Source organism: Desulfobaculum senezii (genome assembly GCF_054657395.1).
In genome coordinates this window covers 374,550-398,646 of sequence record NZ_BAAHYU010000003.1, presented here as the reverse complement: position 1 = coordinate 398,646, position 24,097 = coordinate 374,550, and the positions used below count along the sequence as shown (strand labels likewise).

The 24,097-nt window shown below is 63.2% G+C and carries 20 protein-coding genes; 13 read left to right on the top strand and 7 right to left on the bottom strand.

What is annotated here, in order from left to right; genetic code table 11:
• Positions 1 to 155 precede the first annotated feature (155 nt).
• Complete coding sequence (locus ACYQ2T_RS10935; protein ID WP_459900537.1) at positions 156 to 2,804, bottom strand: bacteriohemerythrin; 2,649 nt, start codon at positions 2,802 to 2,804, stop codon at positions 156 to 158.
• Between the two features lie 156 nt (positions 2,805 to 2,960).
• On the opposite strand from ACYQ2T_RS10935, the gene ACYQ2T_RS10930 reads away from it, so the two are divergent.
• A complete protein-coding gene (locus ACYQ2T_RS10930; RefSeq protein ID WP_459900535.1) occupies positions 2,961 to 3,437 on the top strand; it encodes a hypothetical protein in 477 nt (158 codons plus the stop codon).
• Between the two features lie 59 nt (positions 3,438 to 3,496).
• Here the strand turns inward: ACYQ2T_RS10930 and ACYQ2T_RS10925 are convergent, their stop codons facing one another.
• The gene (locus tag ACYQ2T_RS10925; RefSeq protein WP_459900533.1) at positions 3,497 to 4,681 is read right to left on the bottom strand and encodes an ABC transporter substrate-binding protein; all 1,185 of its coding nucleotides are present in this window, start codon (positions 4,679 to 4,681) and stop codon (positions 3,497 to 3,499) included.
• 240 nt (positions 4,682 to 4,921) lie between these two features.
• On the opposite strand from ACYQ2T_RS10925, the gene ACYQ2T_RS10920 reads away from it, so the two are divergent.
• The 3 genes from ACYQ2T_RS10920 (at position 4,922) to hemC (ending at position 6,825) form a co-directional block, all read left to right on the top strand.
• Positions 4,922 to 5,539, top strand: coding sequence for a D-sedoheptulose 7-phosphate isomerase (locus tag ACYQ2T_RS10920; protein WP_459900531.1), 618 nt, complete (start codon positions 4,922 to 4,924; stop codon positions 5,537 to 5,539).
• A gap of 32 nt (positions 5,540 to 5,571) precedes the next feature.
• A complete protein-coding gene (locus ACYQ2T_RS10915; protein WP_404843771.1) occupies positions 5,572 to 5,808 on the top strand; it encodes an FmdB family zinc ribbon protein in 237 nt (78 codons plus the stop codon).
• Positions 5,809 to 5,898: 90 nt separating this feature from the next.
• On the top strand, positions 5,899 to 6,825 hold the full coding sequence (hemC, locus tag ACYQ2T_RS10910) for a hydroxymethylbilane synthase (RefSeq protein ID WP_459900529.1): 927 nt from the start codon (positions 5,899 to 5,901) through the stop codon (positions 6,823 to 6,825).
• 120 nt (positions 6,826 to 6,945) lie between these two features.
• On the opposite strand, the gene ACYQ2T_RS10905 is transcribed toward hemC, so the two are convergent.
• Both ACYQ2T_RS10905 and ACYQ2T_RS10900 read right to left on the bottom strand, forming a co-directional pair.
• Positions 6,946 to 8,076 (bottom strand): AI-2E family transporter, encoded by a 1,131-nt coding sequence (locus ACYQ2T_RS10905; protein WP_459900527.1) that lies wholly within the window; start codon positions 8,074 to 8,076, stop codon positions 6,946 to 6,948.
• A gap of 63 nt (positions 8,077 to 8,139) precedes the next feature.
• Positions 8,140 to 9,405 (bottom strand): BPL-N domain-containing protein, encoded by a 1,266-nt coding sequence (locus tag ACYQ2T_RS10900; protein ID WP_459900526.1) that lies wholly within the window; start codon positions 9,403 to 9,405, stop codon positions 8,140 to 8,142.
• Between the two features lie 208 nt (positions 9,406 to 9,613).
• Here ACYQ2T_RS10900 and ACYQ2T_RS10895 point away from each other — a divergent pair, with 208 nt between their 5' ends.
• The 5 genes from ACYQ2T_RS10895 to ACYQ2T_RS10875 all read left to right on the top strand — a co-directional run bounded on the left by ACYQ2T_RS10895 (position 9,614) and on the right by ACYQ2T_RS10875 (position 17,154).
• Entirely contained in the window at positions 9,614 to 12,271 is a 2,658-nt protein-coding gene (locus tag ACYQ2T_RS10895) for a valine--tRNA ligase (protein WP_459900524.1), read from the top strand.
• A gap of 232 nt (positions 12,272 to 12,503) precedes the next feature.
• On the top strand, positions 12,504 to 14,012 hold the full coding sequence (gene cobA, locus ACYQ2T_RS10890) for a uroporphyrinogen-III C-methyltransferase (RefSeq protein WP_459900522.1): 1,509 nt from the start codon (positions 12,504 to 12,506) through the stop codon (positions 14,010 to 14,012).
• A 185-nt stretch (positions 14,013 to 14,197) separates the two neighbouring features.
• On the top strand, positions 14,198 to 14,872 hold the full coding sequence (gene purN / locus ACYQ2T_RS10885) for a phosphoribosylglycinamide formyltransferase (RefSeq protein ID WP_459900521.1): 675 nt from the start codon (positions 14,198 to 14,200) through the stop codon (positions 14,870 to 14,872).
• A gap of 164 nt (positions 14,873 to 15,036) precedes the next feature.
• Positions 15,037 to 16,113 carry an aminofutalosine synthase MqnE gene (gene mqnE / locus ACYQ2T_RS10880; protein ID WP_459900519.1) on the top strand — a complete coding sequence of 359 codons (1,077 nt, stop codon included), beginning with the start codon at positions 15,037 to 15,039 and terminating at the stop codon, positions 16,111 to 16,113.
• Positions 16,114 to 16,209: 96 nt separating this feature from the next.
• Complete coding sequence (locus ACYQ2T_RS10875) at positions 16,210 to 17,154, top strand: DUF1848 domain-containing protein (protein WP_459900517.1); 945 nt, start codon at positions 16,210 to 16,212, stop codon at positions 17,152 to 17,154.
• 64 nt (positions 17,155 to 17,218) lie between these two features.
• Here the strand turns inward: ACYQ2T_RS10875 and ACYQ2T_RS10870 are convergent, their stop codons facing one another.
• Complete coding sequence (locus tag ACYQ2T_RS10870) at positions 17,219 to 17,806, bottom strand: hypothetical protein (protein WP_459900515.1); 588 nt, start codon at positions 17,804 to 17,806, stop codon at positions 17,219 to 17,221.
• A gap of 162 nt (positions 17,807 to 17,968) precedes the next feature.
• On the opposite strand from ACYQ2T_RS10870, the gene aroC reads away from it, so the two are divergent.
• From aroC to ACYQ2T_RS10855, 3 genes are all read left to right on the top strand, one after another.
• A complete protein-coding gene (gene aroC / locus ACYQ2T_RS10865; protein WP_459900513.1) occupies positions 17,969 to 19,021 on the top strand; it encodes a chorismate synthase in 1,053 nt (350 codons plus the stop codon).
• Positions 19,022 to 19,179: 158 nt separating this feature from the next.
• On the top strand, positions 19,180 to 20,280 hold the full coding sequence (gene ychF / locus ACYQ2T_RS10860; protein WP_459900512.1) for a redox-regulated ATPase YchF: 1,101 nt from the start codon (positions 19,180 to 19,182) through the stop codon (positions 20,278 to 20,280).
• A gap of 23 nt (positions 20,281 to 20,303) precedes the next feature.
• Positions 20,304 to 21,065, top strand: coding sequence for an RNA methyltransferase (locus tag ACYQ2T_RS10855; protein WP_459900510.1), 762 nt, complete (start codon positions 20,304 to 20,306; stop codon positions 21,063 to 21,065).
• Between the two features lie 478 nt (positions 21,066 to 21,543).
• Here the strand turns inward: ACYQ2T_RS10855 and ACYQ2T_RS10850 are convergent, their stop codons facing one another.
• Both ACYQ2T_RS10850 and ACYQ2T_RS10845 read right to left on the bottom strand, forming a co-directional pair.
• Entirely contained in the window at positions 21,544 to 22,347 is an 804-nt protein-coding gene (locus ACYQ2T_RS10850; protein WP_459900509.1) for a MogA/MoaB family molybdenum cofactor biosynthesis protein, read from the bottom strand.
• 16 nt (positions 22,348 to 22,363) lie between these two features.
• A complete protein-coding gene (locus tag ACYQ2T_RS10845) occupies positions 22,364 to 23,065 on the bottom strand; it encodes a DUF1614 domain-containing protein (protein WP_459900508.1) in 702 nt (233 codons plus the stop codon).
• A 156-nt stretch (positions 23,066 to 23,221) separates the two neighbouring features.
• Here ACYQ2T_RS10845 and rfbA point away from each other — a divergent pair, with 156 nt between their 5' ends.
• On the top strand, positions 23,222 to 24,091 hold the full coding sequence (gene rfbA, locus ACYQ2T_RS10840) for a glucose-1-phosphate thymidylyltransferase RfbA (RefSeq protein WP_459900507.1): 870 nt from the start codon (positions 23,222 to 23,224) through the stop codon (positions 24,089 to 24,091).
• Positions 24,092 to 24,097: the final 6 nt, after the last annotated feature.

The following is a 24,097-nucleotide window of genomic DNA, read 5'->3' as shown; positions in this document are numbered from 1 at the left end:
AAAACACAAGCCGCCCCATCTGGAGCGGCTTCACCGTGCCCACAGCACCTTGGGACGCCTGCGTCCTGCCTGTGCCCGGCTCGGCGGCCCATCCACAAAACCATTTCTGCCACCGCAGAACGCGCCCTCCGCGTCCGGCACACGCCTCGCGCGCTTTAGTCGCCCTCGCCTGCGTCCTCGCCCTCCTCGTGGCGGCGCAGGAAGGAGCCATACTTGCGGTCGTCCAGCAGGATGTGGTTCACAATCCAGTCCTTCACCAATTCCATAAACTCGACGTCCAGCGCAAATTCCCCTCTCCGGTACCGCTCCAGAGACGATTCCACTTCATCCACAAGCCGCCGGTGTCTCCGGCGGTGCTCCTCAAGATCCGGATAGCCGTGGCGCTCCATCAGGACTTCTTCCTCCTCAAAATGCGCGCGGGAATACGCCAGCAGGAAGGCTATGAACTCCTCAAGGTGCTCACGCTTTTCCCCGGTGTTCAGGGCCAGATACACGCGGTCCGCGGCAAGGAGCATCTCCTTGTGCTGGGCGTCCATGGAGGCGACGCCCGTTTCGTACTCGTCCCGCCAGCGAAAGATGGACACGCCCACAAGCTCCGGACTGACCATAAGCCGCATGCGCCGCTCGTAGGTTTCAAAGAGCTTCCAGCGGATGATGGGCACGTCCAGAATCTCATCATGCCGGATGCGGAATAGTTGCGCCGTGGTCTTGACCCGCAGGCCGTGGACACACGGCGTACTGAACAAAACACACCCTTCGCCGAAAAAGTCCCCGCTGCGCAGCACCTCAAGAACGCTGTCGCCGATGAGCACTTCCACCTCGCCCTCACTCACCACGTACAGCGACCGGTCGCCGTCCAGCCCCACCTGCATCTCCGTCCCGGCTTCGTAGCGCTCCGTAGCCATGCTGTTGGCAATGATATTCTGTACGGGATAGGACAGGGATTCGCCGAACAGCCAGCTTTTCTGCAAAAAGTCCCGCCTGTCCTGCAGGCGCTCAATGTCATGGTACAGCCCGCCGCGCCGGACAAATTCCAAGTACAGTGCGCTGGGAATCCGCAGGGCATAGACAAAGTTCATGGCCCGGAAGGTCTCCTGCACCGGCGCGCGCACCATGCCCGCAATCTCGCCCACAAGGCCGCCCGCGGACAACACGTTGCGCACCTCGCCCACGGTATCGATCATTTCCACCGCGCCCGTCAGCACGAGGTAAATGGCCGAAGGCACCGTGCCTTTGCGCAGGAGGATGGTCTCCGGGTTGAAGGTGACCACCTCGTTATTGAGCAGCATCTTGATTTGATGGCGGGGAATGGTGGGGAAGTAGGTTTGCAGATAGTAGAAGGCGTACATCTTCACATAATCCTGCTCGCCATGGATGAGCACATCCGTCATGCCAAAGGGCGCGCCGGAGCCGATTTCCTTCTCGCGCCCCGTGAGATCACGCGAAACGTGGGCCAGCACCAGCTTATGTGAAGTATCCTCCGCAAAATCCTCGGCGTTGCCATGGATAAGCCCGCCGCCGATGTCCAGCTTCTTGAGGTTGGCAAAGGTCAGGTAGTCCTCACGCACGGATTGCAACATCTTGGCGGACACGCCCGGAGCGCTGTCATCTTCGGTGACCATATCCTCAAGGACCTTCAGGCTGACGATATCCGCAAAGTGCGCATAGCTCTTGTAGCCCCGGCCATCCAGCGCGCGCAGCAGCAGGACCGTGGTCTCTACCGGGTGCGGTGAAAACACGGGGCGCACCTCCAGCCCCGCAATATCGTTCCACTCGCCCTCGGCAAGGTCGTGCGGGTCGAAATAGCGGTCAAAGTCCGACAGGTCCCGGTCTACCAGCGCCGCCAGCTTCCGCGCCACAGACTCGCGCACATGGGGCACGGCGTAATACTTGATGCGGTGGTCGCTGCGCATGAGTGTCGCCAGCCCGCAAAAGTGGTCATCATGGGCGTGGGTGTGGAAGATGCCCTCCACCTCATTGACGCCAATCCCCAAGGCCGTGAGGCTGTGCAGAATGTTTGGCCCCGCGTCGATGAGGTACACCCGCCCCTGAAACATCACAATGGACGCCATGGCCGGGCGGTTCACATCCCACCCGTCGCCGCACCCCGAGTGCACCACGGCGAAGTATTCCCGCCGCACATCATTAAAGCCCAGCGGGTACGGTGCGTCGTAGCCGGAACTGCCCTGCGGCAAATTCAGGTCCACGGTGACGGTGCTGGAATCGTATTCGATTTCAAATACATTAAGGCGCAGGCGGCGCACGGTGACGCCGCCGCGAATCTCCGCCGGGGCGTTGCCAAGGATGCGGCTTTCGAGCAATTCACTGGGATGGCGGATGCGTCCAAAGGCAAAGCGCAGTTTCATGCGCATAAGCTCTTCGGCGCGCTTTTGCGGCACCCCGGCAGCGCGCAGTTCCTGCGCGCTCAGCAGGCCATAGTTGCCGCGGTGGATATAATTCATCTGGGCGCGCACCTGCGGCTCCGCACCAACGAGTAGTGGGCGCTCGCCGGTGTTGCCGGGGTGGCCGGGAATCAGCATTCCCTGCCGGTACAGCATCTGCAGGACAGGAAATTCCGCAAGGTTGGAGAACGCGCCGCTTTGCACCAGCACGTCAGACAGCAAAATGGCGTTGGGACCGGACTCAAACACCACGCCGTCGCGGTGGCGGGACTGGATGAATCCGCGTTTCATCAGGTGCTTCACCACATCCGCCGGGCACCCGCAGAGCAGGCGCAGGCTCGCGTCTGGCACCTCCACCCAGTACACCCCCTTGATGACCTGTATCCGCTCAATCTTGGACATGGCACCCCCAGCTTATGGCTGCTCCACCGTCTTGTACTATTCCACATACCGGGGACAAATGTCCAAATTTTCGATGCGCACCGCCTTCCCTCCTAAAGATTGAACGCCCATGGTCGATTGAAGAAGTATAATGCGTATCATCTTCGGGAGAACATCATGAGTACAGCACTCCACGCACTTGCCGGAAACCCGGCGTTTGCAGCCAAACTACCCCATCCCGACGACGCCACTTCTGACGCCGCCGCCAATGCCGCACCGGGCGCTGCCCAGTCCGGCGACTCCGTAAGCCTTTCCCAACAGGGCAAAGACCTCGCCAAGGGCGAGAACGCCACCGCCATTCCCGCAGGCGGCGTTTTCGCCAATACCAAGGAGCCTGAGAAGACTGACGAAACCGCCTCGGAAAAGCTCATCAAATCCATCAGGAAGCAGATAGAGCAGGTCAAAAAGGAAATTGAAGAGCTGAAGGAAAAGGAAATGGACCCGGCCATGAAGCGCCGCCTGCTCGCCATGAAGCAGTCCGAGCTGGCAAGCCTGCAGGCCCAACTTCAGGACGCCATCAAGAATCAGGGCGGCGGCAGCGCCTCCGCACCCAGCATCGGGCCCGACTTTGTCACCTCCGGCTCGCTCACCTAGCGCCACCCGTCAGCACACGCCAAAGCGCCCCGAACCTCTCGGTCCGGGGCGCTTTGGCGTTAGTGGCCCTGTGGGCCTATATCTTCCGGGCACGCCTCCTCCACAAAGGCAAACTCGCCGTTCTCGTTCACACGCGCCACAATCACGCATTTGACGGGGTCGCCCTGCGCATTGAAGTGCATTGTCCCGGTCACGCCGCGAAAGTTGCGGATGCCCGCCAGCGCCTCGCGCACGGCAAGGCGGCTTGAGGCAAGGTCATCCCCCACCGCGTCCAACTCGCCAAGGGCGCGCACCACTAAATAGACGGCGTCCCACGTCAGGGCCGCCACCGTGTCCGGCGCGTAGCCATACGCCACCGTAAAGCGGTCCACAAAGGCATGGGTTCTGCCGTCCCCTGCCGTGGCGATATAGTTGGTGGTAAAATACAAATTCAGACACGGGTCGCCACACAGCTTCACGAAGTCCACAGCGTCCCACGCATCGGACCCCATAATTGGCCCGTCCCAGCCAAGGGCGCTGGCCTGCCGGATAATGCGCGCCGCCTGATTGTAGTTGTCCGGGATGTACAACATATCCGGCCCTGCGGCGAGAACCCGCCGAAGCAGCGCCGTATAGTCCCGCACCATGGGCGGGTGCGGCTCAAAGGCAACAACCTCGCCCTCCGGCACCACAGATTCCCAGCGCGTGCGGAAAATCTCGGCCATGCCGATGGAATGGTCGTTGCTGGTATCGAAAATGATCCCCACAGTCCGCGCGCCAAAGGTCCGCCGGGCAAAGTCCACGGCGACCCTGCTCTGCGCATCGTCAAGATATGGCACCCGAAACACCCACGGGCGGTTCTTTGTTGTGCTGGGGTGGGTGGACCATGGCGACACCATGGGCGTTGCCCTCGCATTGCAGGTGCCGCCCACGGGCACCGCCAGCTTGGAGGAGTTCGGCCCAATAATCGCCAGCACATCGCTGCGGCTGCACAGCTTTTGGACCACGGCAACACCCTGCTCCACTACGGAGCCATTGTCCCGGTACACAAATTTCAGTTCGTACTTTTCGCCGCCAATCTCCACCCCGCCCCGGCTGTTCACCTCGCGCCGGGCCAGCTCCGCCGCATTGCGCGCGGACAGCCCAACGCCAGCAATATCGCCGGACATCGACAGGTTGAACCCTATGGTGATGGTCTGCTTCGCCAGCGCTGGCCCCGGCGCAATGCACAGCGCCACAGCCAAGGCGGCAATCCAGCGTCTCATGAGCGCCTCCCGGATACGACTTCACCCCGCACCACTGCGCGCGGGAAGGCTTTCTTCACATGGCTCTACCGTAGCAAACCCCCGCGGAAATGCACAGCGCTGGCCGCACTGCGCCCGCAACGCCCATGGACACAGGGGTTGCCATCGGCGCGAGGGTGGTTATTGTCAGGTGCCCGGAAATGGGATAGCTCACACTCTCCATGTCCGGATAAAACGGACAAGCCCACACAAGGACATTACATGGCCGACGACGCACGATCCATAGTACAGGAACACGCCGCCTCCGGCGTGACGCTCCGTGAGGAATACTTCCGCGACCACACCGACGATGTTGTGGACGTGGCCCGGCGCATCGCCGTGTGCATGGCGCGCGGCGGCAAGCTCCTTCTTGCCGGCAACGGCGGCTCCGCGGCCGACGCCCAGCATGTGGCCGCCGAATTCGTCAACCGCTTTCTCATGGAACGTCCGCCCCTGCCCGCCATTGCCCTGACCACGGATACCTCCGCCATCACGGCCATTGGCAACGACTACGGCTTTGACCAAGTTTTTGAAAAGCAGGTGCAGGCCCTTGGCGCAAGCGGCGACATGCTGCTGGCTATCTCCACCTCCGGCAACAGCGCCAACCTTGTGCGCGCGCTGAAGGCCGCGCGGGACAAAGGCCTGACCACCATCGGCCTCACCGCCGGAGAAGGCGGCGAAATGGCCCGCCACTGCGACCATCTGCTTGCCGTCCAGCACAAGCATACCCCCCTCATTCAGGAAGTTCACCTTGCCATTGAGCACCTGCTGTGCCAGCTGGTGGACCACTACCTCTTTGAAGCGGTGGTGGAATTGACGCCCTATCTGGATGAGGACTAACATCTTCGAGTCCGAAACCCCGGGAGGTTCCCATGCCCATCCATGAATTCCGCTGCGAAAAATGCGGCAACGAGTTCGAGGAGCTTGTCATCGGCTCCACCACGCAGGTCAAATGCCCGTCCTGCGGCTCCGAAAAGACGGAAAAACTCCTCAGCTGCTGCCAGTTCAAATCCGCTGGCGGCGGGGACAGCCTTGGCACCGCGTCCAGCTCGTCCTCCAGCGGCTGCGCCGGATGCTCCGGCGGCAGCTGTTCGTCCTGCGGCCACTGAGCACCACCGGCCAGCACGTCTCGTTAACCGGGAGCGCCCAACACGGACCCTCCCGGTTTGTCGTACCTTCAACCCCACGCACGAGTCTGTATGAAACGCATCACCATAGCCACCCGCGGCAGCAAGCTCGCCCTCTGGCAGGCCGAGCACATCAAATCCCGTTTGCAGCACCAGTACCCCGGGCTTGAGGTAGACCTGCTCTCCATCAAGACCAAGGGCGACAAAATTCTGGACGTTCCGCTGGCCAAGGTCGGCGGCAAGGGCCTCTTCGTGAAGGAAATCGAAGAAGCCCTGCTGGATGGACGCGCGGACATCGCCGTCCACAGCATGAAGGACGTCCCCACCGTGCTCCCCGAGGGCCTCATCGTTGGCGTGAACCCCGAGCGCGAGGACAATACCGACACCCTCCTCTCCGTGCACTACGACGGACTGGACGCCCTGCCCGAGGGCGCCAAGGTCGGCACCAGTTCCCTGCGCCGCCGTTCCCAGATTCTGGCCCTGCGCCCGGACCTGAACGTTCTGGACCTGCGCGGCAACGTGGGCACCCGCCTGCGCAAGATGGAAGAAGGCCAGTACGACGCCATCATCATGGCCACCGCCGGCATCATCCGCCTTGGCCTCACTGCGCCCAAGATGACCCGCCTTGGCCCGCCGGAGTTCCTGCCGGCCGTGGCGCAGGGCGCCCTTGGCATCGAATACGCCGAGGACGGCCCCATGGGCGAAATGCTCGCCTTCCTGAACGATCCCGTCTCCCGCGTAACCGTGCAGGCCGAGCGCGGCTTCCTCACCGGCCTTGATGGCGGCTGTCAGGTGCCCATCGCCTCCAACGCCGTGTTGGAGGACGACACCATCCACCTGACGGGTCTCGTCTGCGATGTGGACGGCACCTCCCCCATCCGCCGCGAAGCCAGCGGCCACGCCGTGGACGCCTTTGAGCTTGGCCTTGACCTTGCGCAGGAAGTCCTCGACGCAGGCGGCAAAGCCATCCTCGACAGGCTCTACTGCGAGCAGCAGTAAGCCCGCCCCTTTTGCCCCAACGCAAACAGGCCGGTGCACCACGGTGCACCGGCCTGTTTTTTTTGCAAAACGTCTCGCTGACAGTCGAAAGCGCGCCAGCTGTAGCCTCTGGCCCGCGCGTCAGCCCTCCGCCTCATCCGGCGGCGTGGCCGCCACGCTCACATGGTTCACATACCGCTGCCAATACGCCCACAGCAGACACGTGGCGGGCAGCGCAATGAGCAGGCCCAGCATGCCAAGCAGCTTGCCCCATATGGACAGCGCCAGCAGAATAATGGCCGGGGACAGACCCGTCACCTTGCCCATAATGCGCGGGATAAGCACCCCGTCCTGCAGCACCTGCACCACGGCAAACACCGCCGTAATCAGGGCCAGCACCAGCCAGACGTTGGTGCCCGTCTCCAGCGCGTGCACAACCCCAAGGGCAAAGGCAGGGATAAAGCCCACAATTTGCAGATAGGGCACCATGTTCAGCAGGCCAATGAACAGCCCCAGCAGCACCCCGAGGGGAAGGCCGATGAGGGCAAAGCCAATGGCGAAGAGAACGCCCACAATGGACGCCACACCGGCCTGCGCGCGGAAGTAGCGGCTCATGCCGCTATTGAACTCCGCGGCAAACTCCACCACGGCCTCCCGCCGTCCGGGGGGAATGATGCTCGTCCAGCCATCGCGCACGCGGCGGTAGTCGAGGAGCAAAAACACCAAGTACAGCAGGATGATAAACGCACCGGCCACGGCCAGCACCGCGCTGGCCGCCCCCTGCATCAGCCCCCACACGCCGGGCACAATGCGCGCAATGGCATTCTTGGCAAAGGCCAGCACATCCGGCGAGGTCAAAAATTGTTGGATGTCCTTTTGCCCGAGGGCGTCCTTGATCATCCCCCACACCTCAGGGGGCAGGCTTTGCAGGGCCTTGCGGTCAAACTCCGACCCGTCGGCAATGCGCGAGGCCAGCGTCGCCATATGGCGCAGTTCAGTGCCAATCATAGGCGCAACCAGCCACACCGCCAGCCACAAGGTGGCCCCCACAAGGACCAAACTGCCCAGCACCGCCACCAAACGGTTGCCCACCCGGCGCTCCACGGCCTCGGTGAGCGGATTGATGAGGTAGGCCAGCAGCAGGGCCACAGCAAAGGGAATGAGCACGTCGGACAGGTAGTTCAGCAGCCATATAAGGGCCGCCAGAAACACCGCCGACAACGCCAGCCGGACCACGCGGTCAAAGGTATAGGGACGTTCGTTACTGAGCACTGGGGCCTCCCATTTGCGGCCCACAAAGGGCGCAGTCTGCAATCAGGGCGCGGCGTGCGCGCATCAGGACGGTCCGTAACGCAGGGTCAGCCACAGCACCTTGTCCAGCACGCGCACCAGCTTGGCGTACATGCCGCCGTAGTTCATATGCTGACCGAACAAGGCAATGCGCTGCTCGCGCAGGCTATCGCTGGGGATATCCCCCGACGACTCGGGCACGGACATGGCCAGCCGCTCGGCCAGCAGATATCCGGCAAGGCCGTGGCGGAAGTGGTCCATGTCCTCAAGGAATTTGTCGCACGAGGCCTTCCAGTACTCGGCGGCCTCCTTGGTGGGCGTCAGGTTCTGGGCCTGACAGGCCATGGAGTACAGGAAGTTGATGTACCCGCCGGGGATGCCGCGCCGCCAGCCCAGCAGCCACGAGTTGCGGCGGAAGAGCAGCAGATGGTCCATGCCAAGGGCGATGATGTCCTCAAGGGCGGCCTTTACCGCCGCAAGGGCCTCGCCGCCGTCCTCGTCGGGCCAGCGCCGGGGCAGGCGCTCCAGATTCCACGCGGGCAAAACGGACAGCACACCACCCGCAGGTTCCTCGCCGGTCATGGTGTACAAAATGTGTGACAGCCAATGGTTGGCGTCCACGGAGGCAGGCGTTTCAAGGTGCGCGTAGGACAGCATGTACCGCCCCTGCCCGAACTTGCCCTCAATGATGCAGGGCTGGTCGGTCATGAACTCCGGCCAGATGCGGATGCCATATTGCGACTCAAGGTCCGACAGCGGCTGCTTGGGCACGTTCTCAAGCGGCAGGTCCGCCACCCAAAAATCCGGCCCCGGCGTGCTGTAGGACGCCAGCACCGTGATGTCTTCGTGCGGCTGATACTCAAAACGTGCGGGCCACCACACGGGGATAAGCGGCTGTTCGGGAAGCCTGCCCGGCACAAGGTCGCTGGACGCCTCCACGTTGGTGAACATATGCCCGCTGCACGCGTGCTGCAGGCGGTCCGTAAAGGCGCGGCGCTTCCACGGGCACAGCCCAAGGCCGTACGGCCCGCTCAGGGCCAGCCCGGTGCCGCCGCAAAAGCCCAAATAGTTGCCGCCGTGGCGCACATAGCGGCGCACTTCGCTCACGCCCTGCTCGCCCAGCAGATCGTACTTGGCCCGCGCCCAGCCGCCGGGAACCAGCAGCAGTTTCGGCGGGTCGGTGGAAAGTATGCCATCGGCTATTTCGTCGCCTCGTACAAGACGGTAGGGCAAACCCCAGGATTTAATGGCTCTCCAGGCCAGAAGGCCCCACAAGTGCGATTCGTCCCAGTATATGTAGATGCTTGACATTGTGCGTATGCTCATTAGGCTGTGTTGCCGCGCCACTCCGCAGGCAGCCTGTCCCCGCGGAGCTTTCCCTGCTCAAGGCGGTGCAGAGGCACCGCATTCATATGGCCGTCCCCCATCCGTCACGTGGCGGCCATGGCCGGGTGCGCGTCTTGGACAGGGTTGAATTTACGGAAAATACGTCAAGAAGTGAAGACGAGGAGATACACACATGGCTGTGAAAACCCTGCCCAAAGGCTATGAGCCGGCCGACGTCGAGTCGCGCTGGCGCGCCCATTGGGAAGACAATAAGACTTTTACTCCCGACGTTGACGCAGAGGGTGAATCCTATTCCATCGTCATTCCCCCGCCCAACGTCACTGGCCAGTTGCATATCGGCCACGCCCTCAACCTGACCCTGCAGGACATCCTGTGTCGCTACCAGCGCCAGCAGGGCAAAAACGTCCTGTGGGTGCCCGGTACCGACCACGCCGGCATCGCCACCCAGAACGTCGTTGAGCGCAAGCTTGCCACCGAAGGCGTCCGCCGTGAAGACCTTGGCCGTGAAAAATTCGTGGAACGCGTCTGGGAATGGCGCGAAGAGTACGGCGGCAAGATTCTCAACCAGATCCGCCGCCTTGGCTGCTCCGTGGACTGGACCCGCGAGCGCTTCACCCTGGACGAAGGGCTCTCCCGCGCCGTGCGCGAGGTCTTTGTGCGCCTGTATGAGGAAGGCCTCATCTACAAGGGCGACTACATCGTCAACTGGTGCCCGCGCTGCAGCACCGCCCTGGCTGACGACGAAGTGGACCGCGCCGCCGAAAAGGGCGCGCTGCACTACGTCACCTACAAGTTGGAGGACGGCAGCGGCGACCTGACCATCGCCACCACCCGCCCCGAGACCATGCTGGCGGACACCGCCATCGCCGTGCACCCCGAGGACGAGCGCTACAACCACCTCATCGGCAAGCACGCCATCCTGCCGCTGGTTGGCCGCAAGCTTATCATCATCGGCGACAAGTACGTCGACCGCGAGTTCGGCACCGGCTGTCTGAAGGTGACCCCCGCCCACGACATGAACGACTGGGAACTCGGCCGCAAGCACGGCCTTGAGGTCATCTCCATCCTGAACGACGACGGCACGCTAAGCGAAGCCGCCGGTCCCGAGTTCGAGGGCCTTTCCTGCACCGACGCCCGCGCCAAAATCATCACCATGCTCGACGAGGCAGGCCACCTGCAGAAAATCGAAGAGCACGAGCACAACGTGGGCCACTGCTACCGCTGCAAGACCACCATCGAGCCCTACGTCTCCACCCAGTGGTTCGTGGCCGTGAAGGGCCTTGCCGACGAGGCCGCCAAGGCCGTGAAGGACGGCCGCACCAAGATTTACCCCGAGTCCTGGAACAAGACCTACTTCCATTGGCTCGACAATATCCGCGACTGGTGCATCTCGCGTCAGCTGTGGTGGGGCCACCGCATCCCCGCGTGGACCTGTCAGGACTGCGGCGAGCTTATCGTCTCCCGCGAGGACGCCACCACCTGCAGCAAGTGCGGCTCCTCCAACCTGACGCAGGACGAGGACGTGCTGGACACGTGGTTCTCCTCCGCGCTGTGGCCCTTCTCCACCATGGGCTGGCCGGACCAGACCAAGGAGCTGAAGACCTTCTACCCCACGTCCTGCCTGAGCACCGGCTTTGACATCCTCTTCTTCTGGGTTGCCAGAATGATGATGATGGGCCTGCACTTTATGGACGAGGTGCCCTTTAACGACGTGTACATCCACGCTCTTGTCCGCGACGGCGAAGGCAAAAAGATGTCCAAGTCCACGGGCAACGTCATCGACCCCTTGACCATGTGCGACAAGTACGGCACGGACAGCATGCGCCTGACCCTGACCGCGCTGGCCGCCATGGGCCGCGATATCAAGCTCTCCGAGGACCGCATCGAGGGCTACCGCCACTTCATGAACAAGCTGTGGAACGCCGCACGCTTTGCCCTCATGAACCTGCCCGACGAAATGCCCGGCCACGACGTGCGAAAAGCCACCAGCGTTGCCGACAAGTGGATCCTCACCCGCATTGAAGAGGTGAAGGACGCCGTACAGCAGGCCATTGAAGGCTACCGCTTCAACGACGCCGCGCAAATCATCTACGGCTTCACGTGGCATGAGTTCTGCGACTGGTACCTTGAAATGATCAAGGGCGACCTGAACGGCGAGGACGAAGACCGCAAGCAGATGACCCAGCAGGTCCTGCACACCGTGCTGTCCGAAATCCTGACGCTGGCGCATCCCATCATGCCCTTCATCACGCAGGAAATCTTCGTCACCCTGCCCGGCAACGACGGCAAGGACCTGGCCACCCTGCCCTACCCCGAGCGCCGCCCCGAGTGCCGCGTTCAGGGCGTGGTGGAGCACATGCAGCTGCTGCAGGACATCATCGTCAGCGTCCGCAACATCCGCGGCGAGCTGAACATCAAGCCGTCCCTGCCGCTGACCCTGCTGGTGCGCACCAAGGACGAAGACACCCGCGAATTCCTCGACGCGCATCAGGACCTCATCGCCAGCCTTGCCCGCCTTGGCGAGATGCACTTCGGTGCGGACGTCACCGCGCCCAAGGCCTCCGCCACCAACGTGGTGGCCGGTCATGAAGTCTTCGTGCCCCTGTCCGGCGCCGTGGACTTTGACGACGAACTGGCGCGCCTTGAAAAGGAAATCGCCAAAGCGGAAAAAACCCTTTCCATCGTGGAGAAGAAGCTGTCCAACGCCGGTTTCGTCAACAACGCCCCGCAGGACGTCGTTGACGGCGAGCGCGCCAAGGCCGCGGAACTCACCGAAAAGAAAGACAAGCTCGTTTCGCTCCAGCAGCGCCTGCGGGAGGCCATTGCCTAGCCCGGAAGGACGCGAGCAGTGTGGCCGCACGGCTGGCCGCACCTAACGAGACAAGAGATACCATTCCGGGCATCTCGGCCTTGCGCCGGGGTGCCCGGTTGCGTATGTGCACACATGCGCGCAGGCGCACACGCCGCCTTGCCAACCCGCCGCCCGCGCGGCGGAAACGGACCACGAACACAGAGCACGGGGGCACCCCCGGTTGCCGCAATCATATTGCAAAGGAGCCACAATGGCAGACGTGTACCTCATCGGCGCAGGTCCGGGCGACCCCGGACTGCTGACCATCAAGGCCAAAGAGATTTTGGAGACCGCCGACATCCTCGTCTATGACTACCTCGCCAACGACGAGTTCCTGCAGTACGCACGCCCCGACGCGGAAATCATCTACGTGGGCAAAAAGGGCGGCGACCACACCCTCCCGCAGGACAAAATCAACGAGATGCTCGTCCAGCGCGCGGCGGAAGGCAAAACCATCGCCCGCCTCAAGGGCGGCGACCCCTACGTCTTTGGCCGCGGCGGCGAAGAGGCCGAAGAGCTCATGGCCGCAGGCCTCACCTTTGAGGTGGTCCCCGGCATCACCGCCGGCGTGGCGGCGCCGGCCTATGCGGGCATCCCCGTCACCCACCGCGACCACACCACCTCGGTCTGCTTCATCACCGGGCACGAGGACCCCACCAAGGAAAAATCCGGGCACAACTGGGATGTCTACGCCAAGAGCGAATCCACCCTCGTCTTTTACATGGGCGTAAAAAACCTGCCCATGATCGCGGACAACCTCATGCAGGGCGGCCGCGATCCCAAAACCCCCGTGGCGCTCGTGCGCTGGGGCACCCGCTGCACGCAGGAGTCCATGGTCTCCACGCTGGAGAATGTGGCCGAGGACGCCAAAGCCCGCGGCTTCAAAGCGCCGTCCATCATCGTTGTGGGCAGCGTCTGCTCCCTGCATGACAAGCTGAACTGGTTCGAACAGCGCCCCCTGCTGGGCAAAGGCGTTGTCGTCACCCGCGCCCGCGAGCAGGCCAGCGGCTTTGCCGACATCCTGCGCGAGCAGGGCGCCTGCGTGATGCAGTTCCCCACCATCAGCATCAATCCCATGCCCGATGACGCGGAAATCCGCGAGGCCATCACCGGCATGGACGCCTACGACTGGGTGGTCTTCACCTCCGTTAACGGCGTGAAGCGCTTCTGGACCGTGCTTGAGGCCATGGGCCTCGACACCCGCGCCTTTGGCGGGCGCAAAGTGGCCGCCATCGGCCCCGCAACGGCCAAGGAACTGGAACACCGCGGCATCCGCCCGGACTTCGTGCCCGAGAAGTACGTTGCCGAGCATGTCGTCTCCGGCCTGCTGGAGCGCGGCGTAGCCAGCGGCACGCGCATCCTCATCCCCCGCGCCAAGGTTGCGCGTGAGGTTTTGCCCGAGGAACTGCGCAAGGCGGGCGCAGAAGTGCGCATCCTGCCCGTGTACGAAACCGGCCTGAACGAACAGGGCCCCGAATCCCTGCAGGAGAAGCTGGACGCAGGCGACGTGGACTACGTCACCTTCACCAGCTCCTCCACCGTGGACAACTTCTTTCAGCTGCTCCCGCCCGAGGAACTGAAAAAGCACCTGCCTCAGGTGAAGCTGGCGTGCATCGGTCCCGTGACGGCCAAAACCCTTGAGGGCTACGGCTTCACCCCGGACATCCAGCCCGAGGACTACACCATCCCGGCCCTTGCCGACGCACTGGCCTCGGCCTAACGGTCTGTCATACAAAGGCAAGCTGCTTCCACATGGCGGAATGCAAGGCACAAATGCAAGGCAACGCCCGCGCGCATGCACACTGCGCGGGGCGTTGCATTTTTGAATCTGCGCCGCGAAGTTCCGCCTCGTAAGCAGCCTGCTTCATGCCAGCCTGCGCTGGCAGCATCCCAAGGAGCACCCGAATGTCCCTGTCTCTGGCGGTTTTGGTTTCCGGCGGCGGTTCCAACCTGCAATCCATCATCGACGCCATCGAGGATGGCCGCCTTGACGCCAGCATCAAGCTGGTGCTGTCCAACAAGGCCGACGCCTACGGCCTGACCCGCGCCGCAAAGCACGGCCTGCCCACAGCGGTCCTCCAGCACGGCGACTACAACAGCCGCGAGGCCTTTGACGCGGCCATGATATCCACCATCCGCGACCACGGGGCGGACGTCATCATCCTTGCGGGATTCATGCGCATCCTCACCCCCGGCTTTATCCGCGAGTTTGCGCCCAATATCCTGAACATCCACCCCGCACTGCTGCCCAGCTTTGCCGGGGCCCACGGCCAGCGCGACGCCGCCGAATACGGCGTGCGCATCTCCGGATGCACCGTGCACTTTGTGGATGAAATCATGGACAACGGTCCCGTCGTCATTCAGGCCGCCGTCCCAGCCCTGCCCGGCGAGGACGAGGGCGAACTTGGCGCGCGCATTCTGCGCTACGAGCACCGCATCTTCCCGCAGGCCATCCAGTGGCTGGCCGAAGGCCGCCTCAGCATCGACGGACGCCACGTCCACGTGCAAGACGCCGAAGCCATCCCCGCCGCCAGCACGCCCGGAGCACTCGTCTGCCCCGCGCTGGATGAGGGCTTCTAACCCGCCGGACATTCACAGAATCCGCCACAGCGGCCCGGAGCATTTGCGTCGGGCCGCTTTCCACTTCCCGGCCGGGGCTTTACTCAGCGGGCCTGTGCCCGTATGTTCACCACGCGCCACGGGCTTCACCGTGGCGGCGGAAACCAGCATGTGAGGCACCACCCATGCAGAAGATATTTGACACCCTGCTTGGCGGCGGCCGCATCTCCGTTGAGGAGGCGCTGACCCTCGCCGAATCCTGCGACATCCACACCCTTGGCGAGCTGGGCAAGGCCGCGCGCGAGCGCCGCTTTGGCGACAAGGCGTTCTGGGTCTACAACCAGCACCTGAATTTCACCAACGTGTGCGCCAATGCCTGCCGGTTCTGCGCCTTTTCCAAGCGCGCAGGCGACGAGGGAGCCTATACCTACTCCATCGACGACATCCGTCAGCGCATCCGCGAGCGCGCGCATGAGCCCATCACGGAAATCCACATCGTCGGCGGCCTGAACCCGGACCTGCCCTACTCCTACTACATGGACCTCATCGCCGCCGTGCGTGAGGAGCGCCCGGACATTGCCATCAAGGCCTTCACCGCTGTCGAGGTGGCCTACCTCGCCGGCCAGACAGGCAAAAGCTACGCCGACGTCCTCACGGACATGAAGAACAGCGGCCTGAACGCCCTGCCCGGCGGCGGCGCGGAAGTCTTTTCGCCCAAGCTGCGCCAGAAGCTGTGTCCGGAGAAGGTTTCCGGCGACGTCTGGCTGGAAATCCACGAAACCGCCCACGGCCTCGGCCTGCCCACCAACTGCACCCTGCTCTTTGGACACATTGAGTCGTGGCGCGACAGGCTGGAGCACATGGCCGCCCTGCGCGACGTGCAGGACCGTACCGGCGGGTTCAAGGTCTTCATCCCCTTGCAGTACCAGCCGGGGAACAACCCGCTGGAGGCCGAAGGCACCGACGGCGTGGACTACCTGCGCATGATTGCCATCTCGCGCCTGTTCATGGACAACGTGCCGCACCTGAAGGCCTACTGGGCGTTCTCGGGCATCAAGCCTGCGCAGATGGCCCTGCACGCCGGCGCGGACGACTTTGACGGCACCCTTGTGGAGGAAAAGGTCGGCCACGCCGCCGGCGCGTCCTCCCCCACAGGCATGACCGTTGCCAAGCTGGAGGAAACCATCCGGCAGGCGGGCTTTACCCCGGTGGAGCGCAACACCTTCTTTGAGGAAGTTTCCGGCCCCACACAGGCCACATAGCGCCACCACACGCCACAACAACACAAACGGGGGACCGGAGCATCTCGCCCCGGTCCCCCGCTTCTTGCTTCGGCCAGCGCCGTTTCGGGAGCAGACATGATCGTCAGTGTCAGCAGAAGAACGGACATCCCCGCCTTTTACAACGCATGGTTCTCCCTGCGTCTGCGCGAGGGCCTCGCCCTTTCCATCAATCCCATGAATCCCCAGCAGGTACGCCGCGTCCCCCTGACGCCGGACGCCGTGGACCTCTTCGTCTTCTGGTCAAAAAATCCTGAGCCCTTCTCGGGCAGCCTCGACCTTGCGGCCAGCCTTGGGTTCCGGTCCCTGTTTTTCTACACCCTGAACGGCTACCCGCGCGCCTTTGAGCCGCGCCTGCCGTCCCTTGAGCGCCGCATAGACGCCTTCCTGCGCCTTGCGGACCGTCTCGGGCCGGAGCGCGTTGTCTGGCGCTACGACCCCATCATCCTTTCGAGCGCCACACCGCCGCAGTTTCATGCGGACACCTTTGGGCGCATTGCCGAGGCGCTCTCCGGAGCCACCCTGCGCGTCGTCATCAGCTTTCTGGACGTGTACCCCAAGGTGCAGCGCCGCCTTGACGCCCTAAGGCGCGACCACGGCGTCCACTGCCACGACGCACGCACCGACCACGCCGGACGTAACGACACCGCCCGCGCCCTTGCCTGCGCCGCGAACGCCCATGGCATGCATATCCAGACCTGCGCCGAATCCGTAGACCTTGCCGCCCACGGCATCCATCCCGGCGCCTGCCTCGACCGCCCCCTTATAGAGCGCCTTGCCAGCCGCCCCATCCACGCCGCGCCGGATACCGGCCAGCGTGCGGGATGCCGGTGCGTCTCGTCCGTGGATGTTGGCGTGTACGACACCTGCCGCTTCAAGTGCGCCTACTGCTACGCGACATCGCGCGAGCGCAACGTCGTCGAGACCTTGCGCGAACACGACCCGCACAGCCCAGCCCTTGTGGGCTGGCCCAAGGTGCCGCAGGAGCAACCGCGCCAGCTCAGCCTCTGGCAATCATCCTAACGGGCATGCGCTGCGGTGCGCCTTCGTTCCCGCGCAGCATCAGCGCGTTCCCGGCGGGCGCCAGCTACACCATCTTGTCCGTCTCCGGGGATTCGTCGTCTTTCTCCCCGCCAGCCACAGCCTGCTCATTCTTGCCGTTTTGCTCATACATCTTGGCCGCGCGGCGACGCTCCGGCGTTAGCTGACTGCGGTCTTCGCCATCGCCGGAATCAAACTCCATAGCGCGGGAAATCTTGCCGTTTCCCTCTCCATCCACCTTGGTGGCGTAGACGGTAATTTTCCCCTCGTCATTGGGGTCCTGCACAGCCTCGGAGAGCGTTTCAAAGGCCAACGCGTTCATGTGCTCCGACTTGTCGGGATCCTCACCATTGCCGCGCAGGCGGTCCTTGAAGGACTGCTTGTCACGGTCCAACTCCTCCGGCGCGCCAAAGGACTTCACATACTTGGCGATGAAGTCCATCTTCGATTGCTCAAGCTTGGCGGCCTGCTCCTTGGCCTCCTGCTCCTTGCGGACCTTTTCCGCCTCGCGCGCGAGGGCCTCGCCGCTCGTTGCCCCGCCAGCGCTTGCGCCTTGCGGGCGCTCGGGCGGAGTCAACGTCGCGCCGCCCAAACCGGCGCCAAGGCCGCCGGAGCCAATTCCAGATAGTGCCATATGTGTTCTCCCTGCTCGGCAGTCTTTTCCCCTTCGCGGCAGGGCATGCATCATCCGTACCCGGCCAGCCCCTTGTCCCGCCGCCTCCAGCGCGCCACGCGTCGCCCGCCAGTGGTGCCCTGCGCGCTTTTCTGCTACTACCGCACGAGTAATGGAGGGAACATGAGCGGAAATACGTTCGGAACCGTTTTTCGTCTGACGACATATGGGGAATCACACGGGCCCGGTCTTGGCGGCGTGGTGGACGGCTGTCCCGCAGGCATCGCCCTGAGCGAGGAGAGCATCCAGCGCGAGCTAGACCGCAGAAAGCCCGGCCAAGGCATCGCCTCCACAGCGCGCAAGGAAAGCGACACCGTGCGCCTGCTGTCCGGCGTGTTCGAGGGCGCCACCACCGGCACGCCCATCGGCTTTCACATCGCCAACGAGGACCAGCGCTCACGCGATTATTCCACAATTCAAAACGTCTACCGCCCCGGTCATGCCGACCTTGGGTTCGACGCCAAATTCGGCGTACGGGACTATCGCGGCGGCGGGCGCTCCTCCGGGCGCGAGACTGTCTCGCGCGTTGTCGGCGGCGCCATTGCGCAGGGCCTGCTTGCCACCGTGGGGATTCACGTTACGGCCTACACCGTGGAAATCGGCGGCATCCCCGCGCCCATCACCGACCCCGAAGGCGCGCAGGACCGCCCCTTCTTTGCGCCGGACGACGCCATCATTGACGCGTGGGAAGCCAAAATCCGCGACACCAAAAGCCAAGGCGACACCCTCGGCGGCGTTGTGGAAGTCATGGCTACCGGCGTACCCGCAGGCCTCGGCGAACCTGTCTTCGACAAGCTGGACGCGCGCCTTGCCTACGCCCTTATGAGCGTTGGCGCAGTCAAGGGCGTTGAAATCGGCGCAGGCTTCGCCGCCGCGCGCTCCGTGGGCAGCGTCAATAACGACCCCATCGCCCCGGAAGGCTTCGCCACCAACAACGCCGGCGGCACCCTTGGCGGCATCTCCAGCGGGCAACCCATCATCGCCCGCGCCGCCATCAAGCCCATTCCGTCCATCGCCAAGGAGCAGCACACCATCACCCGCGCCGGAGAGGCCACCAGCATCTCCATCGGCGGACGGCACGACATTGCGGCCATCCCCCGCGTCAATCCCGTGCTCAAGGCTATGGTGAGCCTTGTGCTTGCGGATTTATTGCTTTTGCAAAAGCGCAACGCCTAGGCCAGTGGTACGGACCCTTTCCCCTCATGACGCAGGGCTTGCCGAGTGCGCAGGCACCTGTTACTAAGCCCGTGCAACGCGCGCGGAGGCCTCCTGCGCCACATGCCGCACCTCACCCCGCCACCCGCGCTGCAAATCCAACTCCGGAGAATCATCCCATGGGACTGAGCATAGGAATCGTCGGACTGCCCAACGTGGGCAAGTCCACACTCTTCAACGCGCTGACCAAGGCGCAGAACGCCGAAAGCGCGAACTACCCGTTCTGCACCATCGAACCCAACAAGGCCGTCGTGCCCGTGCCCGACCCGCGCCTTGATAAGCTGTCCGACCTGGTCAAGCCCCAGCGCGTGCTGAACGCCACCGTGGACTTCATCGACATCGCCGGCCTTGTCAAAGGCGCCAGCAAAGGTGAAGGCCTTGGCAACAAGTTCCTCGCCAATATCCGCGAGGCCGACGCCATCCTGCACGTGGTGCGCTGCTTCGCCAACGACGACGTCGTCCACGTCGACGGCTCCGTCGATCCCCTGCGCGATATCGAAGTCATCGAGGCCGAGCTCATCATGGCCGACGCCCAAAGCGTGGAAAACCGCTTGGAGCGCATGAAGAAGCAGGTCAAAGGCGACAAGAAGCTCCAGCCCAAAGTGGACTGCTGCGCCGCCCTGCTGGAGCACCTCGGCGGCCTGAACCCCGTCAGCACCTTCGAGGGCCGCGACTCCGACGCCTGCCGCGAAGTGCGCAAGGAACTCCACCTCATCACCGACAAGAAGGTCGTCTACTGCTGCAACGTGGATGAAGACGCCCTTGTCGAGGACAACGAGTTCGTGACCAAAGTGCGCGAGCGCGCCGCCACCACCGGTGCAGGCGTCGCCAAAATCAACGCCAAGATGGAAGAAGAACTCATCGGCCTCGAAGGCGAAGAGTATCAGGAATTTCTGGAGTCCTACGGCGTCAGCGAAAGCGGCCTCGACCTCATCATCCGCACCGGCTACGCCACCCTCGGCCTCATCAGCTACTTCACCGCCGGCGAAAAGGAAGTGCGCGCGTGGACCATCCACGAAGGCGACACCGCCCCGCAGGCGGCCGGCGTCATCCACACCGACTTCGAACGCGGCTTCATCCGCGCCGAAGTCATCGGCTATGACGACTACGTGGCCAACGGCTCCGAGTCCGCATGCCGCTCCAAGGGCGTTCTGCGTGTGGAAGGCAAAGACTACGTCGTCAACGACGGCGACGTCATGCACTTCCTCTTCAACGTCTAGGCCCCAAAGCGGAGACACATCGGATGCTCGAAAACCTGACCATCGTCCTCTTTCATCCCAAGTTCCCCGAGAACGTGGGCAGCGCCGCGCGCGCCTGCGCCAACATGGGCTGCCCCAACCTCATCGTGGTGCAGCCCCGGAACTGGGACCTCGGACGCGCCAGCGCCCTCGCCACCCCCAAGGGTGTCGACATTCTAAGCTCCATGCGCGTCGTGGACGACCTGCCCACAGCCCTTGCTGGCTTTGAGTTCGTCTATGGCACCACCGCGCGCACCGGCGGCTGGCGCAAGGGCCTCTGGACGCCCGCAAAGGCAGGCTCCACCATCGCCGGACAAATGGGTCAGGGCAGCTCCGTCGCCGTCGTCTTCGGCCCCGAAGACCGCGGCCTCACCAACGAGGAAACCGAAATCTGCGGCAAGCTCCTCACCATCCCGACCTCGCCCGAAGCCAGCTCCCTGAACCTCGCCCAAGCCGTCCTCGTCGTGCTCTACGAGTGCTTCAAGAACGTCATGGAGCACCCCGGCGAAGAACCCGCGCAGCCCGCGCCCACCAACCTCGCCACACACGAGGAAATGGAACTGCTCTTCGGCAACCTCAAGGACACCCTCGCCGCCATCGATTACCTCAAGGACGAGAACACCGACTACTGGATGCTCCCCGTCCGCCGCTTCCTGCAACGCGCCCCCTTCCGCAGGAGCGAATTCAACATGATCATGGGCGTCTGCAGGCAGGTCAAATGGATCGCCGACAAAGCCGGACGCACCACAGACAGCGACAACGGCTAACGCCGTCGCCACAGCCCAACGCTCCAAGCGGCCCCCTCGTACGAGGGGGCCGCTTTTTTTTCGCCAAGGGCAGGCCATCGGCGCCGAGGGAGAAAAGCGTTTTGTGCTCCGCAGGTTTAAGGGCCGTGGGCCCTTAAAAATCCCATGTGCGCACAAACCGGGTGCCCTTGTACGGGACTGTCGTCACCCCTGACGACTCTCGTCCGTGTGGATGGAAGACTTTTTTTGGGGGGCTTTGGCACGTGGGGATGGGCGGTGAGAATCCCTGTTCGGCGTTTTGAAAAAAACAGAGGCCATGGAAAAAGATGAAGGCCAAAAACGCTACCCCCTATTTTCGGGGCGGCTTCCGCCCCGAAAATCCTGGGGATTCTCAAGGGTATCATACCCTTGAGTCGCCGAAGGCAAAAAAAGGAGGGCCCCACCTCGCGGTGGAACCCCTCCTACAAACACAATCGTGGCGTCTGCCCCCTAGCGGCAGCTACAGCACAGCGGCGCAGTCTGTGGGGTCGCCTTGGAGTTTATCTATGGTGTGCTGGAGTGTCGGTAGGATGGCCTCAAGGTTTTCGCTGACGGCTTTGGGACTGCCGGGCAGGTTTACGACGAGGGTGGAGCCGATGGTCCCCGCCACAGCGCGCGAGATGGCGCCGTGCGGCGTCTTGGCGAGGCTGGCTTGCATCATGGCCTGTTCGTAGCCGGGCAGGCGTTTTTCGATCACCTTGAGGGTTGCTTCGGGCGTGATGTCGCGTGGCCCAACGCCGGTGCCGCCGCTGGTCAGGATAAGGTCAAAGCCTTGGTGCAGCGACAGGCCGGAAAGCAGGCCTTTGAGTTGCCGGGCGTCGTCGGGGATGAGGAAGCCTTGGGTCATGCACAGGGGCAGGGTTTTGCTGACGGCCTCTTCGATAAGGGGGCCGCAGCTGTCCTCGCGCATTCCGGCAGCGCCTTTGTCGGACATGACAATCCACGCGAGGCTGATGCCATCCTTCACGCAGGAGAAACCGTAGGAGCCGGGGTCGAGATGGATATCGGTCAGCGACTCCAACACAGCGCCACGGCGCGCGGTGGCCTTGGGGTCTGGCGCGGGGGTCCAAAACAGGGAGCGGATGGCGAAGCATTTTTCCTCGCCGCGCTGGAGGTATGCACCCACGCCGGGCATCTGATGCGGATGCTCGGGCCAGAGGATGTGCCCTGCGGAAGGATATGTGGGCAGCGGGGTCTGGTCCCCGGGCTTAAAGTCGAGTTCCGTTTCGGTAAGGAGGACAATGTCCTTGTATTCGATGCGCATGGGTCAGACTCCTTGCTTACGCCAACAAAACGGCAACGATGCCTGTCACGAAAATACCGTCAAAGGTGCCCGCACCGCCAATGGAGAGCAACGGCGCGTCGAGCTTGTCGAGCATCCGGCGGTCCCACAGGTGCAGAACATCAGCTCCGAGAAGGGTACCAATGCTGCCTGCCACGTAGGCGACGTGGGCACTTTGGCCCTCTGGCGCAAAAATAATGGCGCACAGGGCCGCAACAAGGGGCGGCACAAGCATGGGGATGCCGATGCCTCGCCCTGGCATGGGTCGTGCTACAGCATAGCACACGGCAACAACGCCCGCCACGGCAAGACCAAGGCCGAAGGAAACGCCAATTTGCCCCACAACCATGAGGCTGAGCAGACAGGGGATAATGCAACCGCCAAAGTTGACGGCCACCACCTGATCCTGCAGCTCCATTTCCTGCGGCGAAGCCTGCATGTAGCCGCGGCTATCCATGAACAAACGGCGCGGCCCCACAGGCACACGCACGGTGCGCCCGGTGCGGAAGAACGGCATATTGATGCCGCTGCCGAAGAGAGTGGCAATGAGGATAAGAAGAGCCTGCCCCGGCGTAAGGCCTATCTTGGTGAAGGCGACGGTGACGAGGCCGACTTGTATGAGGATAAAGAAGAATATGAGTCCGAAGACAAGGCCCACAAGGGCGAGCACCATAAACGGAAAGGAGAAGAATGGTCTCATGAGGTCGCAGAGCTCCGGCAGGGTTTCGCATTCACGGAAAATACCCTATATTTCCATACAGATGACGCGGACGGCGGAATGCCGACTCCGCAGATACCACAGAGTACCCCAGCCACACGACGAAGTAAAACGGCATTCATACCAGAGGAATCGCGCATGAAAGGCATCATTCTCGCAGGCGGGTCCGGCACCCGGCTTTATCCCCTGACGCGGGCAACCAGCAAACAGCTTCTGCCCGTCTACGACAAGCCCATGATCTACTACCCGCTGTCGGTGCTCATGCTGGCGGGCATCCGCGACATTCTCCTCATATCCACCCCGCGCGACCTGCCGCGGCTGGAGGAGCTGTTCGGCGACGGATCGCACCTTGGCCTGAAGATCAGCTACAAGGTCCAGCCGGAACCAGAGGGCATTGCGCAGGCCTTCATTCTGGCGGAGGACTTCATCGGCGACGACTCCGTGTGCCTTATCCTTGGCGACAATATCTTCTACGGACAGGGCCTGTCCGTGACGCTTCAGGCATGCTCGCAGCTGGAGCGCGGCGGCATCATCTTTGGCTACAAGGTCCGCGACCCCGAGCGCTACGGCGTAGTGGAATTCGATGACCTGCAAAACGTCCTGAGCATTGAAGAAAAGCCGAAGCAGCCCAAGTCGCGCTACGCTGTGACCGGCCTCTACTTCTACGACAACGACGTGGTGGACATCGCCAAAAACCTGAAGCCCTCGGCGCGCGGCGAGCTGGAAATCACGGATGTGAACAACGAGTACCTGCGCCGCGGCCAGCTCAAGGCCGAATTCTTCGGGCGCGGCCTTGCGTGGCTGGACACCGGCACCCACGAATCCCTCCTGCAGGCCAGCACCTACGTGCAGGCCATACAGGAACGACAGGGCGTCATTGTCTCCAGCATTGAGGAAATTGCCTACCGCATGGGCTACATCTCGGCGGAGCAACTGGCGAAGCTGGCCGAGGAGATGCTCAAAAACGACTACGGCCGCTACCTCATGGACGTCGCCAAAGGCGTCTAGCCCGCA

Bases quoted from the DNA above. Each gene is read 5' to 3' on its own strand.
- ACYQ2T_RS10935 (WP_459900537.1), bottom strand. From the start codon at position 2,804: ATGTCCAAGATTGAGCGGATACAGGTCATCAAGGGGGTGTACTGGGTG.
- ACYQ2T_RS10930 (WP_459900535.1), top strand. From the start codon at position 2,961: ATGAGTACAGCACTCCACGCACTTGCCGGAAACCCGGCGTTTGCAGCC.
- ACYQ2T_RS10925 (WP_459900533.1), bottom strand. From the start codon at position 4,681: ATGAGACGCTGGATTGCCGCCTTGGCTGTGGCGCTGTGCATTGCGCCG.
- ACYQ2T_RS10920 (WP_459900531.1), top strand. From the start codon at position 4,922: ATGGCCGACGACGCACGATCCATAGTACAGGAACACGCCGCCTCCGGC.
- ACYQ2T_RS10915 (WP_404843771.1), top strand. From the start codon at position 5,572: ATGCCCATCCATGAATTCCGCTGCGAAAAATGCGGCAACGAGTTCGAG.
- hemC (WP_459900529.1), top strand. From the start codon at position 5,899: ATGAAACGCATCACCATAGCCACCCGCGGCAGCAAGCTCGCCCTCTGG.
- ACYQ2T_RS10900 (WP_459900526.1), bottom strand. From the start codon at position 9,405: ATGTCAAGCATCTACATATACTGGGACGAATCGCACTTGTGGGGCCTT.
- ACYQ2T_RS10895 (WP_459900524.1), top strand. From the start codon at position 9,614: ATGGCTGTGAAAACCCTGCCCAAAGGCTATGAGCCGGCCGACGTCGAG.
- cobA (WP_459900522.1), top strand. From the start codon at position 12,504: ATGGCAGACGTGTACCTCATCGGCGCAGGTCCGGGCGACCCCGGACTG.
- purN (WP_459900521.1), top strand. From the start codon at position 14,198: ATGTCCCTGTCTCTGGCGGTTTTGGTTTCCGGCGGCGGTTCCAACCTG.
- mqnE (WP_459900519.1), top strand. From the start codon at position 15,037: ATGCAGAAGATATTTGACACCCTGCTTGGCGGCGGCCGCATCTCCGTT.
- ACYQ2T_RS10875 (WP_459900517.1), top strand. From the start codon at position 16,210: ATGATCGTCAGTGTCAGCAGAAGAACGGACATCCCCGCCTTTTACAAC.
- ACYQ2T_RS10870 (WP_459900515.1), bottom strand. From the start codon at position 17,806: ATGGCACTATCTGGAATTGGCTCCGGCGGCCTTGGCGCCGGTTTGGGC.
- aroC (WP_459900513.1), top strand. From the start codon at position 17,969: ATGAGCGGAAATACGTTCGGAACCGTTTTTCGTCTGACGACATATGGG.
- ychF (WP_459900512.1), top strand. From the start codon at position 19,180: ATGGGACTGAGCATAGGAATCGTCGGACTGCCCAACGTGGGCAAGTCC.
- ACYQ2T_RS10855 (WP_459900510.1), top strand. From the start codon at position 20,304: ATGCTCGAAAACCTGACCATCGTCCTCTTTCATCCCAAGTTCCCCGAG.
- ACYQ2T_RS10850 (WP_459900509.1), bottom strand. From the start codon at position 22,347: ATGCGCATCGAATACAAGGACATTGTCCTCCTTACCGAAACGGAACTC.
- ACYQ2T_RS10845 (WP_459900508.1), bottom strand. From the start codon at position 23,065: ATGAGACCATTCTTCTCCTTTCCGTTTATGGTGCTCGCCCTTGTGGGC.
- rfbA (WP_459900507.1), top strand. From the start codon at position 23,222: ATGAAAGGCATCATTCTCGCAGGCGGGTCCGGCACCCGGCTTTATCCC.